The sequence below is a fragment of the Brevundimonas sp. genome, from assembly GCF_031082345.1.
Taxonomy (GTDB): domain Bacteria; phylum Pseudomonadota; class Alphaproteobacteria; order Caulobacterales; family Caulobacteraceae; genus Brevundimonas.
The window spans coordinates 1-11,053 of the sequence record NZ_JAVHLH010000074.1 but is presented as its reverse complement, the minus strand read 5'-3'; the positions used below and the strand labels follow the sequence as shown (position 1 = coordinate 11,053).

At 70.6% G+C, this 11,053-nt stretch carries 12 protein-coding genes; 2 read left to right on the top strand and 10 right to left on the bottom strand.

Annotated elements, in window-relative coordinates; translation table 11 throughout:
- The 7 genes from RDU12_RS06800 to RDU12_RS06770 form a co-directional block, all read right to left on the bottom strand.
- On the bottom strand, nucleotides 1-1,077 hold a 1,077-nt coding region (locus tag RDU12_RS06800), incomplete at its 3' end, for an AAA family ATPase (RefSeq protein WP_308684327.1).
- Between the two features lie 12 nt (nucleotides 1,078-1,089).
- Complete coding sequence (locus RDU12_RS06795) at nucleotides 1,090-1,734, bottom strand: thioredoxin domain-containing protein (protein WP_300291455.1); 645 nt, start codon at nucleotides 1,732-1,734, stop codon at nucleotides 1,090-1,092.
- A 7-nt stretch (nucleotides 1,735-1,741) separates the two neighbouring features.
- Nucleotides 1,742-2,392 (bottom strand): thioredoxin domain-containing protein, encoded by a 651-nt coding sequence (locus RDU12_RS06790; RefSeq protein WP_300291453.1) that lies wholly within the window; start codon nucleotides 2,390-2,392, stop codon nucleotides 1,742-1,744.
- Between the two features lie 180 nt (nucleotides 2,393-2,572).
- Nucleotides 2,573-3,496, bottom strand: a complete 924-nt coding sequence (locus RDU12_RS06785; protein WP_300291452.1) for a TraB/GumN family protein — start codon at nucleotides 3,494-3,496, stop codon at nucleotides 2,573-2,575.
- A gap of 126 nt (nucleotides 3,497-3,622) precedes the next feature.
- Nucleotides 3,623-4,039, bottom strand: a complete 417-nt coding sequence (locus tag RDU12_RS06780; RefSeq protein ID WP_300291451.1) for a hypothetical protein — start codon at nucleotides 4,037-4,039, stop codon at nucleotides 3,623-3,625.
- Nucleotides 4,036-4,347: an autorepressor SdpR family transcription factor gene (locus tag RDU12_RS06775; protein WP_300291450.1), complete on the bottom strand. Its 312-nt coding sequence runs from the start codon at nucleotides 4,345-4,347 to the stop codon at nucleotides 4,036-4,038. The genes RDU12_RS06780 and RDU12_RS06775 overlap by 4 nt, the downstream gene beginning before the upstream one ends.
- Before the next feature lie 84 nt (nucleotides 4,348-4,431).
- Nucleotides 4,432-4,998: a DUF721 domain-containing protein gene (locus RDU12_RS06770; RefSeq protein WP_300291448.1), complete on the bottom strand. Its 567-nt coding sequence runs from the start codon at nucleotides 4,996-4,998 to the stop codon at nucleotides 4,432-4,434.
- 21 nt (nucleotides 4,999-5,019) lie between these two features.
- On the opposite strand from RDU12_RS06770, the gene mutY reads away from it, so the two are divergent.
- Nucleotides 5,020-6,087, top strand: coding sequence for an A/G-specific adenine glycosylase (gene mutY, locus RDU12_RS06765; RefSeq protein ID WP_308684326.1), 1,068 nt, complete (start codon nucleotides 5,020-5,022; stop codon nucleotides 6,085-6,087).
- Here mutY and RDU12_RS06760 read toward each other — a convergent pair.
- From RDU12_RS06760 to RDU12_RS06750, 3 genes are all read right to left on the bottom strand, one after another.
- A complete protein-coding gene (locus RDU12_RS06760) occupies nucleotides 6,084-8,231 on the bottom strand; it encodes a glycogen debranching N-terminal domain-containing protein (protein ID WP_300289762.1) in 2,148 nt (715 codons plus the stop codon). The genes mutY and RDU12_RS06760 overlap by 4 nt on opposite strands.
- Before the next feature lie 125 nt (nucleotides 8,232-8,356).
- Nucleotides 8,357-9,469: a glycosyltransferase family 4 protein gene (locus RDU12_RS06755; protein ID WP_300289761.1), complete on the bottom strand. Its 1,113-nt coding sequence runs from the start codon at nucleotides 9,467-9,469 to the stop codon at nucleotides 8,357-8,359.
- Nucleotides 9,470-9,595: 126 nt separating this feature from the next.
- A complete protein-coding gene (locus RDU12_RS06750; protein ID WP_300289760.1) occupies nucleotides 9,596-10,675 on the bottom strand; it encodes a site-specific DNA-methyltransferase in 1,080 nt (359 codons plus the stop codon).
- Between the two features lie 134 nt (nucleotides 10,676-10,809).
- Between RDU12_RS06750 and RDU12_RS06745 the strand changes: the two genes are divergently transcribed.
- The coding region (locus tag RDU12_RS06745) for a hypothetical protein (RefSeq protein ID WP_308684325.1) at nucleotides 10,810-11,053 on the top strand (244 nt) is incomplete at its 3' end.

Genomic DNA, 11,053 nt, shown 5'->3' with positions numbered 1-11,053 from the left:
GGCCGCGGCGATCTCGGCCGTCAGCGCCTCCAGCGCCGCGCCCAGCCTCGCCAGCTCGCCCTCGGCGTCCCCGGCCATGGCGATCTCGCGCTCGATGTCGGCGGCGATGCGGGCGGCCTCGGCGGTCAGCCGCTCGACCTCGGCCCGCGCCGCCTGTTCCGCCATGTCCAGCCGGTCGCGCTCCAGCGAGGCCCGGTGGAGCAGGGCCCCGGCCACCGCATCCTCTTCCCGCGCCGGCTTCAGCGCCTCCTGGGCGTTCAGCGACGCCGTCTGGGCCCGGCCCGAGGCCGTCGTGGCCTCCAGCACCGCCCGGTCCGCGTCCGCCAGCTCCTGCGCGGCCGCCTCCGCCGCCGCCCGGGCGTCGTTCCAGCGCACGAACAGCAGCGCCGCCTGCAGGGCGCGGATCTCGGCCGAGATCTTCTTGTATTTCTCCGCCTGCCGCGCCTCGCGCTTCAGCCGCGTCAGGGTCGTCTCCAGCTCGCGGCCGATATCGTCCAGCCGCTCCAGATTGGTCTCGGCCGCCTTCAGCCTCAGCTCCGCCTCGTGCCGCCGGGTGTGCAGGCCGGCGACCCCGCCGGCCTCCTCGAGGATGCGGCGGCGGTTCTGCGGCTTGGCGGCGATCAGTTCGCTGATCTGGCCCTGGCGCACCAGCGCCGGGCTGTTGGCGCCGGTCGAGGCGTCGGCGAACAGCAGCTGCACGTCGCGGGCCCGCACCTCCTTGCCGTTGATGCGGTAGGTCGAGCCCTGCCCGCGGTCGATGCGGCGCGACACCTCGATGATCGCGCTGTCCGTGAAGGGCTGGGGCGCCTTGCGCTGGGCGTTGTCGATGGTCAGCGAGACTTCGGCATGGCTGCGCGGCGGGCGGTTGGCGGCGCCGGCGAAGATGACGTCGTCCATGCCCTGGCCGCGCATGGCCTTGGCCGAATTGGCCCCCATGACCCAGCGCAGGCTCTCCAGCACATTGGACTTGCCGCAGCCATTGGGTCCGACCACGCCGGTCAGGCCCGGCTCGATATGCACCTCGGCGGGATCGACGAAGGACTTGAAACCGACGAGCCGGAGGCGCTGGAACTGCATCCTGCTAGCGGGTCACCGGCCGTCGAGCAGCGGCTGGATGAGGGGTTCGAAGGCGTCCACCCCGCGCGACGTCAGGTCGGGCCGATCGAGCACCCGCCGCCCGTCGATGAAAAAGCTGGGCGTGCTGTTGACGCCGTCGGCGTTCGACTGCCGGGCCCTCTGCTGGATCTCCGCGAACGAGGCGTCGCTGGAGAAGCAGGCGTTCATCTGGTCGCGGGTCAGGCCGCCCGCCGCGCCGGCCGCGGCCAGCCACCGGATCACGGTTTCCTGCGGCGGCGGGCCGGGCGTGGCGTGAAGCTGGGCCTGGCCGCGGAAAAGCGTGTCCAGGACGTCGTCGTACTTCTCCTCAGGCGCGCAGCGAGCCATCACCGCCCCGGCGATCGCGGCCTGTTGCGGCGGAGTCGGCAGGTCCCGATAGGCCACCCGCACCTTGCCCGTATCGACCCATCTCGCCTTGAAGGCGGGGAAGTCGTTGGTGTGCCAGTCGGCGCAGTGGTTGCAGGTCGTCGACAGATAGACCGTCAGCGTCACCGGGGCCGTGGCCGAACCCAGGGTCCGGTCGCCGTCCCGCACCGGTTCGACCGTCTGGGCGAGCGCCGTCGCGGGCGCGGCGATCGCGACCAGGGCCGTCAGCAGGAAGCGCGAAAGCCGCCCCACCGGACGATCAGCTCTTGGCCAGTTCGGCGTCGATCGCCTTGGACAGGTCGGCGAGGCTGGTGCCCGACTGTGAGCCGGGCGTGATCACCTTCGTGCCGTTGACGAAGAAGGTCGGGGTGCCGTCGACGCCGGCGGCCAGCGACGTCTGGGCGCGAGCCTCGGCGGCCTCGAGCGCGGCTTCATCGGTGATGCACTGCTGGATGCGCTCATTGCTCAGGCCGACGCCGTTCCCAACCCGGAACAGGGTCGCCCGGGGGTCGAGTCGCATCGCCTCCTGATTGGCCAGCAGCTCGTGAACGACGTCGAAATACTTGTCCTCGCCGGCGCAGCGGGCGATCAGGAACCCGGCGACGGCGACCTCACGGGGCGATGTCGGGATTTCGCGGAAGACGTAACGCACCTTGTTGGTGTCGACATAGCGCGCCTTGAAGCCTTCCCAGTTCTCTTCCTGCCAGGCTGCGCAGACGTGGCAGGTCACCGACGCATATTCGACCACGGTGACCTTGGCCCCCTCGGGCGCGCCCATGGCCATGTCGCCGTCCGCCGGCGCGCCGGCTCCGCCGCTGTTGCAGCCGGCCAGGGCGACCATGGCGGTCAGGGCGGCGGCGGTCATGGCCGCGCGGCGGCTCATGGCGGCGTATCGGGTCGTGGCGCTCATGGGGTCGTCCTCTGGCACGGGGAATGGGAGAGCATCGCGCGATTCCCCGAAAATGCGCGCGTCTGGGTCTGCGGCGACGGGCCGGTCGTCGACCAGTCTATCGTTGAACAGCCGATCTAGCCAAAGAAGATCGGCGGCGCCAGCGGGTCTCGTTGTCGCCCGGCGCCGCCCCCGCCCGGATCAGGGTGCGTCCGCGACCTCGACGCCGCGGCCCAGCAGGATCTGCTGGACGCTGTCCTCGCCGGCAAGATGCAGGGCGCCGACGGCGATGAAGGCCGTGCCCGATCCGTCCAGCAGGGCCTCGATCTGGTTCGCCCAGTTGGTGTTCCGGCGCACCAGCAGAGCGTCATGGAGAAGCGGCGTCTCGCGCAACGGATCGACCGCGAGGGCCCGGATGGTTTCGACGTCCCCGGACGCCCAGGCCTCGACGAGCTGATCGACCTCGGTCTGGGCCTTGCCGAAATCGTCGAGGGCGCTGCGCAGGTAGATCAACTGGCCCTCTTCGGGAAAGCCGGCCAGCATGCGGATCTGCTCGTCGGGCGTCTCGAAGCCGCTGATGGTCATGCCCGCCGCTTCGGCGCGCGCCTTGAGGATCGGTTCGACGCCGGATTCGACCGCATAGCCGGCGCGGATGATCGAGGCGCTCTGCACCGTCACGCCCGCCAGCCAGGGCCGCATCGGCTCCATGCTCTCGGCGCTGGTCCCGATCGTCCGGGCCGCGGCGTCCAGGGCCGCGATCTCCCCGGCCGTCAGCAGGCTGGACAGCGGCCGGTCCGGAGAGAGGCCGTGCTCGCGGATGATCGGAAGCAGGGCGGCCTGATCCTCGGGACTGTCGACCTCCATGATGAGATGGGAGGCGCTGGCGAACGCCCTGTCGACCCGGTCCGTGCCCCAGCCGGTCGTCGGTCGCAGCAGGTGCATGGTGCCGAACAGATAGAGGGTCGAGTCGGCGTCGCGCACGATCCACAGCGCGGGCCCCTGTCCTTCCGCTGGCGTGACGGCGGAGGCCGCATCCTGGGCGACGGCGGGGAATCCCGCTCCCACAAGCAGGGCCAGGGAGAGCCCGGCGGCGCGAAAGCGGTTCAGGGGTCTGTTGAGGGTCATGGCGTGTCCTTTGCCCGTCGGGGCGGTTGGAGTGCGGGCAAGCGAAAGCCGTCGGGCGCGCCGCGGCGGCCCGTCGGGGTGGAGACGGCCCTCCCTGGAGGGCGCGGGGTCGAGAGGTCGGTCCGGCTAGCGGCCGGTGGACGCGCCGGGATCGCGTCGGCAGGACGTAAAGGCCCACACCGCGTATCCGGCGGTCAGCAGGGTGGCGGCGGCCACCACAAACAATCCGGCGGTATCGGCGATCGCCAGCGGGGCGAACGCCCACAGCGCGGCGTAGGCGACGCCCGCCAGGGTCAGGGACCAGCCGCCGACCCGAAGCGCGGCCTGCGCCGCCGCGTCAGCCCGGAGCGAACCGCGCGTAGGCCCCAGCTGCTTGGGCATGATATTCGCGTAGCCCGCCAGCATCAGGCCGATCAGCACCTGCATGGCGCGTCGGGCGCCGTCCGCTCCGATCATTCCCGCGCCTTCGGCGTAGCGAAGAGCGAGGGCGGAGCCGAGAATGAAGGCGGCGAGGGCGATGGCCCATCCGAGGCGTTTGGTCATGACTGTGTCCCCTTTCCGGGCGTGTCCGTTTCTTCGGCGGGGGCGGCGGCGCCGATCCCGAAGGCCTGGCTGAAGCCGAGGAGCGCTTCCTCGAGCACCGACAGCTTCAGCCGGTAGGTGATGGTCGTGCCCTGCTTGTGGGCGTCGATTAGGTCGGCCTCGCGCAGCACCGAGAAATGCGCCGACATGGTCGGCTTGGAGACCTGGAAATGCTCGCTCAGCTCGCCGGCCGTCATCGGCCGCTGGCGCAGCAGCTCCAGCACCTTGCGGCGGGTCGGGTCGGCCAGAGCCTTGAAGACCTTGTTCATGTCTCGTTGTTTAGCTAAACATCGAAATATGTCAAGCGGCCTTCTACGGCGTGGCCGGATTTCGCTTCCGCGGGCACAAACGGCCTATTCGCCGGCGCGGTCGCGGCCTTTCTGCGGATCGCTCAGGACGGCCCGCCCCAGCCGTTCCAGCGGGCCTTTCAGGAGATCGGGCGCTTCCGCCACCGAGGCCTTCAGCTCGGCCTCCTGATGCGCGGGCAGGGGGCGCGGTCCGGATTTGGGCCGGACCGGGGCGGCGAGTCCGGCCGGCGGCTTCACCGGTCCCTGGGCGATCCTCAGCTTCTCGACGCTGCCGGGTCCGAGGAACAGGTTGACCCGCTGCAGGATCTCCTCCGACTGGTGTTGCACCAGCAGGGCCGCGGGCCCCGCCACGCGCAGTTCCAGCGTCCCGCCGGCGCCGCCGCGTCCCCTGGTCAGCTTCTGCGGCCGGGTCACTCGCGCAATCCGTTCGCCGACGATCTCGGTCCAGCGCGGCTCCAGCGCCGAGGCGCCGCGGCCGAATTTCGCGTCCAACTCCTTGATCAGCCCCTGCAGCGCCCGCCCCGCCTTGGGCGCCGGCCGCGGGGCCGGACGCGTCCGCCGTCGCGACAGGATTTCGCGGGCTTCGGCGTCGGTGGGCAGCGTGCGGCGCATTTCCGGTTTATAGCGCGAGGAATGCCTCCCGTCCCGGTCCAGGTCCCCGAACAGGTCGCCGCCGACCGAGCCGCCGTTCGCGCGGCCCTGCTGGACTGGTACGACGCCCATCGCCGGACGCTGGCGTGGCGTCCCGGGCCGGACGCGGCGCGGCCGGATCCCTACCGGGTCTGGCTGTCCGAGGTCATGTTGCAGCAGACCACCACGCCCCACGCCACGCCCTATTTCCTCGCCTTCACCGCACGCTGGCCGAGCGTGACGGACCTCGCAGCGGCGGACGACGCCGACGTCATGGCCGCCTGGGCCGGGCTCGGCTACTACGCCCGGGCCCGCAATCTGCTGGCCTGCGCGCGGGCGGTGGCCGGCGACCACGGCGGCGTCTTCCCCGACACCGAGACCGGCCTGCTGGCCCTGCCCGGGGTCGGCGCCTACACCGCCGCCGCCGTCGCCGCCATCGCCTTCGACCGCCCCGCCAATGTCGTCGACGGCAATGTCGAGCGGGTCATGGCCCGCCTGTTCGCCGTCGAGACGCCGCTCCCCGCCGCGCGGCCGGAGCTGAAGCGGCGGGCCGGGTCGCTGGTCGCCGACGAGCGGCCCGGCGACTGGGCCCAGGCCCTGATGGATCTCGGCGCCACCGTCTGCCGGTCGGGCCAGCCCCTCTGCCAACGCTGTCCCCTGACCGAATGGTGCGCCGGCTTCCGGTCGGGACGGCCCGAACGCTACCCCCTGAAAACGAAGAAGGCCGAGCGCCCGCGCCGTCGCGGCGTGGCCTGGGTCCTGCGCGACGATCAGGGCCGCGTCGCCCTCGTCCGGCGGCCCGGCAAGGGTCTGCTCGGCGGCATGCTCGGCTTGCCGACCTCCGACTGGTCGTCCGTGCCCGCCGAGGGCGCGCCCCCGAGGCCCGCCGACTGGCGCGACGCCGGCGCCGTGGAGCACGTCTTCACCCATTTCGCCCTGACGCTGGAAATCCGCGCGGCGGAGGCGTCGTCGGCGGAAGGCGACGGCGACCTCGTCTGGACGCCGGTGGAAGAGGCGCTGGCGTCCCTGCCCACCGTCTTCCGCAAGGCGCTGGAGCGCGGGCTGGCCTAACCGAGGGTGCGCACCGAAACCGGGCCTTCCGTGCGCCGCGGCATGACCACGGTGTGGGTCCCCATATGCTGGAAGGTCAGGTCCACCACGGCCTCGCCGACCTCCAGACGGGTGAGGTTGAGCCGTTCGATGCCCGAGGGTAACAGCGGCCGGTCGATCTCGACCACCCCCTCCAGAGCGTCGATGCGGACGCCCAGCGCGGCCTGCAGCATCAGGAACACCGACCCCGCCGCCCACGCCTGGGGCAGGCAGGCCACCGGATAGGCGATCGGCGGTTCGCCCGGCATCCGCTCGAAGCCGCAGAACAGTTCCGGCAGGCGCATCTGGAAATGGGTGGCGGCGGCGTAGATCTCGCCCAGCAGAAGGGCCACGGCGCGGCGCTCGCCGTACTGGGCCATGCCGGCCGCCGCCATCGCCGTGTCGTGCGGCCAGACCGAGCCGTTGTGATAGCTCATCGGATTGAACCGCGCCTGCCCGGTCGCCAGGGTGCGCAGGCCCCAGCCCGAGCGGAACTCGGCCGCCAGCATCCGCTTCGTCACCGCCCGGGCCCGCTCCTTCGAGGGCAGGCCGGTGAACAGCAGATGGCCGGCGTTCGAGCCGATCGAGCGGCACTGCTCGCCGTCGCCGTCCAGCGCGATGGCGTAGAACTGCTCGTCCTCCATCCAGAACCGGTCCTCGACCAGGGCGCGCACCCCGGCGGCCCGGGCCGCCCATTCCGCCTCGCGGTCGTCCGCCAGCACCCGGGCCATGTCCGCTATCGCCTGCCAGGCGGCGAAGGCGTAGCCCTGCACCTCCAGCAGCGCCACCGGCCCCTTCGGGAAACGCCCGTCGCTGTGGAAGATCGAGTCCTCGGAGTCCTTCCAGCCCTGGTTCGACAGCCCGGAGTCGGCCGCGCGCTGATAGCTGATCAGGCCGTCGCCGGTGACGTCGCCGTGGTCCTTCATCCAGCCCACCGCGGCCAGCAGATTGGGCCACAGGGTGCGGATCGTCCCCACGTCCGCGGTGCGCCTCAGATAGGCCCCGGCCAGGGCCACGAACAGGCAGGTTGTGTCGACCCCGCCGTAGTAGAGTCCGAACGGCACCTCGCCCAGGACCGACATCTCGCCGGCGCGCGTCTCGTGCATGATCTTGCCAGGCGCCGAGTCCTGAAAGGCCGAGAACTCGGTCGCCTGCCGCATGGCCAGATAGGTCAGCACCCCCTTGGCCAGGCTGGGATCGAGCCACAGCATCTGCCAGGCCGTCAGGATCCCGTCGCGCCCGAACGGCGTCGAGAACCACGGCACCCCGGCGTAGGGATAGGGGCCCGTCGGCAGGTCGGTGGTCAGCAGCGCCACATCGGCCCGCGACTGGTCCAGCCAGTCGTTGAAGCGCGGATTGCGCGGCCCGCGGATCGAGGCGCCGCGCCGCCGCCGGGTGCGCATGGCCACCCGCGCCTGCACGGCATGGAACCGGAACCGCGTCTCGTCCGGCGCCTCGCACGCCCCGACCCCGCATTCGATGTACAGGTCGCAGCGCCGCCCCTTGGGCAGGCTGAACATGAACTCGGCCCGCGACGCGGTCAGCCGGGCCGGCGGCTCGGAAAAGGCCAGACAACTGCTGCGGGTCGCCTCGTCGACGCCGAGATAGCGGAACAGCACCCGGCGGCCGTCCACGACCGGCGTCTCCTGCGTCCCCCGCTTCGGCCGGACGGAGCCGCGCACCTCGAAGATGTCGGCGAAATCGGCCGCGAACTCGAAGGCCATCGGCAGCAGCACGTCCTCGACGCCGTGGTTGACCATGCGGATGCGCTCGAACATCCGCCGGTCGCGGACGAACCGTCGCCGTTCGATGTGGATCACGCCGGCCGGGGCCGAGCGCCCGCCCATCGGCGGCAGCGGCCGGTTGGTCGAATGGGCCGTGAAGAAAACGTTGTCCTGGCTGACGCCCGAACTCAGCCGCGACGGCCGCGCCAGCCCCGCCGTCATCACGAACCGCGACAGCAGCCGCGTGTCGCGGTCGAACAGGCCGTCGGCCCCACCCTTCATGTCGCCCCAGATGTCGGCCACCACGAAGGTGTCCGCGTCCTTCAGCGCCATCAGCTGCTCGAGGCCGTCGACGTCCTGCGACTCCCCGGCCGTGACCTGAACATTATAGGCGTCGTCCATGCGGAACCCCGGATCGGTTGCGGTCGGACCCCACAAGGTCGCGGCGGATTGCGGACCCTTGATGACGGCATTGGTACGCTAATGGACGAACCGGCCGGAGGTTCAGGCCCGTCGCCCTGCGTTCGTCAGGCCAGGTTGATGAAACTGCGGTCCTCGTGCGGCCGCAGCGGCGTCACCGCTTCGCCCGGGGCCTCCTCCGCGAACGGGCGGCGGGCCAGCAGATCGCCGTAGACGTCGAGATAGCGCCGGGCCATGGCCGTGGCCGAGAAGCGCAGTTCGAACCGCGCCCGGATCGCCTCCCGGTCGAGCAAATGCGCCCGCCCGGCCGCGGCGACCGCCTGCTCCATCGTGTCGACCAGATAGCCGGTGGCTCCGTCCTCGATGATCTCCGGCGTCGAGCCGCAGCGGAAGGCCACCACCGGCGTGCCGCAGGCCATGGCCTCGATCATCACCAGGCCGAACGGTTCGGGCCAGTCGATCGGGAACAGCAGCGCCTCGGCCCCGCCGAGGAAAGCCGACTTCTGGTGGTCGCCGATCTCGCCGACGAACTCGACCAGGGGGTTGGACTCGACCATCGGCCGGATCACGGTTTCCCAGTACACCTTGTCCGCGGCGTCGACCTTGGCCGCGATCTTCAGCGGCTTGTTCAGCTTCGCAGCGATCTCGATGGCCCGGTCCGGGCGCTTCTCGGGCGAGATGCGGCCGAGGAAGGCCAGATAGCCGCTGGACTGCGGCGAGAACCGGTACATCTCGCCGGGCATGCCGTGGTGGACCGTCGCCTTCCAGTTCGCCAGCGGCAGCGGACGGCGCTGGTCGTCCGAGATCGACACGAGGCCGAACTGGTCCCAGCGCTCATAAACACCGGCCAGATCCTTGAGGTCGAGGCGGCCATGCAGGGTCGTGATCGTCTTGTCGGCGCAGCGGGCGAAGAAGGGGAAGTGGATCATATCCGTGTGGAAGTGGATCACGTCGAACGAGTCGGCGCGCTTCAGCACCTCCGACAGCATCGTCATATGCGCGGCCAGATCGGACTTCAGCGGGGCCGGATCCAGCCGGATCGCCTGGTCGCGGACCGTGATCAGGCGCGCGCGCGTCTCGGCCTCGGCCGAGGCGAACAGGGTCACGTCGTGGCCGAGCTCGACCAGCGCGTCGGTCAGGTGGGCGACCACGCGCTCGGTGCCGCCATAGAGCTTCGGCGGCACGGCTTCGTAGAGGGGCGTGACTTGGGCGATCTTCATTGCGCGATGCTCCGGCGATCCCCGCCAAGGGGGCGCCGCGCAATCAACATTTCCGAATAGGCGAGGTTCCCGAAACGCCGTTTTTCCTGTGAAAAGTTGGGCGTTTACAGGGTTACGGGCGAACGGTCACTGCATCCCGGCGCGGACCTCGGCCCGCAGGGTGTCGATCGAGCGCAGTCCCTGGTCCGACTTGAAGCGCCAGTAGGTCCAGCCGTTGCAGGCCGGGGCGTTCTCGAACAACGCGCCCAGCTTGTGGATCGAGCCGCTCAGCGAGCCGGACACCAGAGAGCCGTCGGCCCGCACCCGCGCCTCGCGCTCGCCCTTGGGGCAATACAGCCGGTCGCCGGGCCGCAGCAGGCCGGCCTCGACCAGCGCCCCGAACGGCACCTTGGTCTCGGCCCGCTTGGAGCCGGTGACCACCAGGTCCTCCGGCGCCGCGGGGATCACCGCCTTGATCCGCTTCTCGGCGACCTTGGCGTAGCCCTCGTCGCGCTCGATGCCGATGAAATGCCGGCCCAGACGCCTGGCCGCCGCCCCGGTCGTGCCGGTGCCGAAGAAGGGGTCCAGAACAACATCGCCGGGCCGGGTCGCGGCCAGCATCACCCGGTGCAGCAAGGCCTCGGGCTTCTGGGTCGGATGCGCCTTCTTGCCGTCGGCGTCCTTGATCCGCTCCTCGCCGGTGCACAGGGCGAAGGTCCAGTCGGACCGCATCTGGGTGTCTTCGTTGAAGGCCTTCAGCGCGTCGTAGTTGAAGGTGTAGCGCTTCTGCTCGCGGCTCCGCGCGGCCCAGATCAGGGTCTCGTGGGCGTTGGTGAAGCGCGTGCCCTTGAAGTTCGGCATCGGGTTCGACTTGCGCCAGATGATGTCGTTCAGCACCCAGAAGCCGAGGTCCTGGATCGCCGAGCCGAGGCGGAAGACGTTGTGATAGCTGCCGATCACCCAGATCGAGCCCTCCGGCTTCAGCACCCGGCGGCATTCGGTCAGCCACGCCCGGGTGAAGGCGTCATAGGTGGCGAAGCTGTCGAACTTGTCCCAGTCGTCGTCGACCGCGTCGACCAGGCTGTTGTCCGGCCGCAGCAGGTCGCCGCCCAGCTGCAGATTATAGGGCGGGTCGGCGAAGACCATGTCGACGCAGGCGTCGGGCAGGCCCTTCAACACCTCGATGCAGTCGCCCCTCAGAACGACGTCGGTCTTCAACCCGGACATATTCACTCGATCCCGCACAGCTTGGAGATCGAGTGGTGAATCATCGCGGTTAAGGGCGGGTTAGCCGCGACGCTTTCGTGGAACGAACACGGGTCGACCGGTGTTGGGCAGGCTCCCCGCCCGAAAGTATCCCGATGATTCTGTTCGCCCTTCTCCTGCGCCTGTTCTCCATCGGGTCGCTGGCCATCTTCGCCGTGGCCGTCTGGCTGCTGTGGGGCTGGTACGACGCCTGGCACGTTGCGGAAACGCTCGGTCTGGCCGAGCCGTCGAATGCGCCGCTCTGGTGGGGCGCCGGCCTGATGGCCTTCAGCCTGCTGGGTCGCCTCCCGGTCCTGTTGCTGCTGGGCCGCGGCGGACCGGCGCGGCGCCCCCGCCGCG

Coding starts and splice junctions, on each gene's coding strand:
- RDU12_RS06790 (WP_300291453.1), bottom strand. CDS start 2,392: ATGAGCGCCACGACCCGATACGCCGCCATGAGCCGCCGCGCGGCCATG.
- RDU12_RS06785 (WP_300291452.1), bottom strand. CDS start 3,496: ATGACCCTCAACAGACCCCTGAACCGCTTTCGCGCCGCCGGGCTCTCC.
- RDU12_RS06750 (WP_300289760.1), bottom strand. CDS start 10,675: ATGTCCGGGTTGAAGACCGACGTCGTTCTGAGGGGCGACTGCATCGAG.
- RDU12_RS06760 (WP_300289762.1), bottom strand. CDS start 8,231: ATGGACGACGCCTATAATGTTCAGGTCACGGCCGGGGAGTCGCAGGAC.
- RDU12_RS06775 (WP_300291450.1), bottom strand. CDS start 4,347: ATGAACAAGGTCTTCAAGGCTCTGGCCGACCCGACCCGCCGCAAGGTG.
- RDU12_RS06755 (WP_300289761.1), bottom strand. CDS start 9,469: ATGAAGATCGCCCAAGTCACGCCCCTCTACGAAGCCGTGCCGCCGAAG.
- mutY (WP_308684326.1), top strand. CDS start 5,020: ATGCCTCCCGTCCCGGTCCAGGTCCCCGAACAGGTCGCCGCCGACCGA.
- RDU12_RS06770 (WP_300291448.1), bottom strand. CDS start 4,998: ATGCGCCGCACGCTGCCCACCGACGCCGAAGCCCGCGAAATCCTGTCG.
- RDU12_RS06780 (WP_300291451.1), bottom strand. CDS start 4,039: ATGACCAAACGCCTCGGATGGGCCATCGCCCTCGCCGCCTTCATTCTC.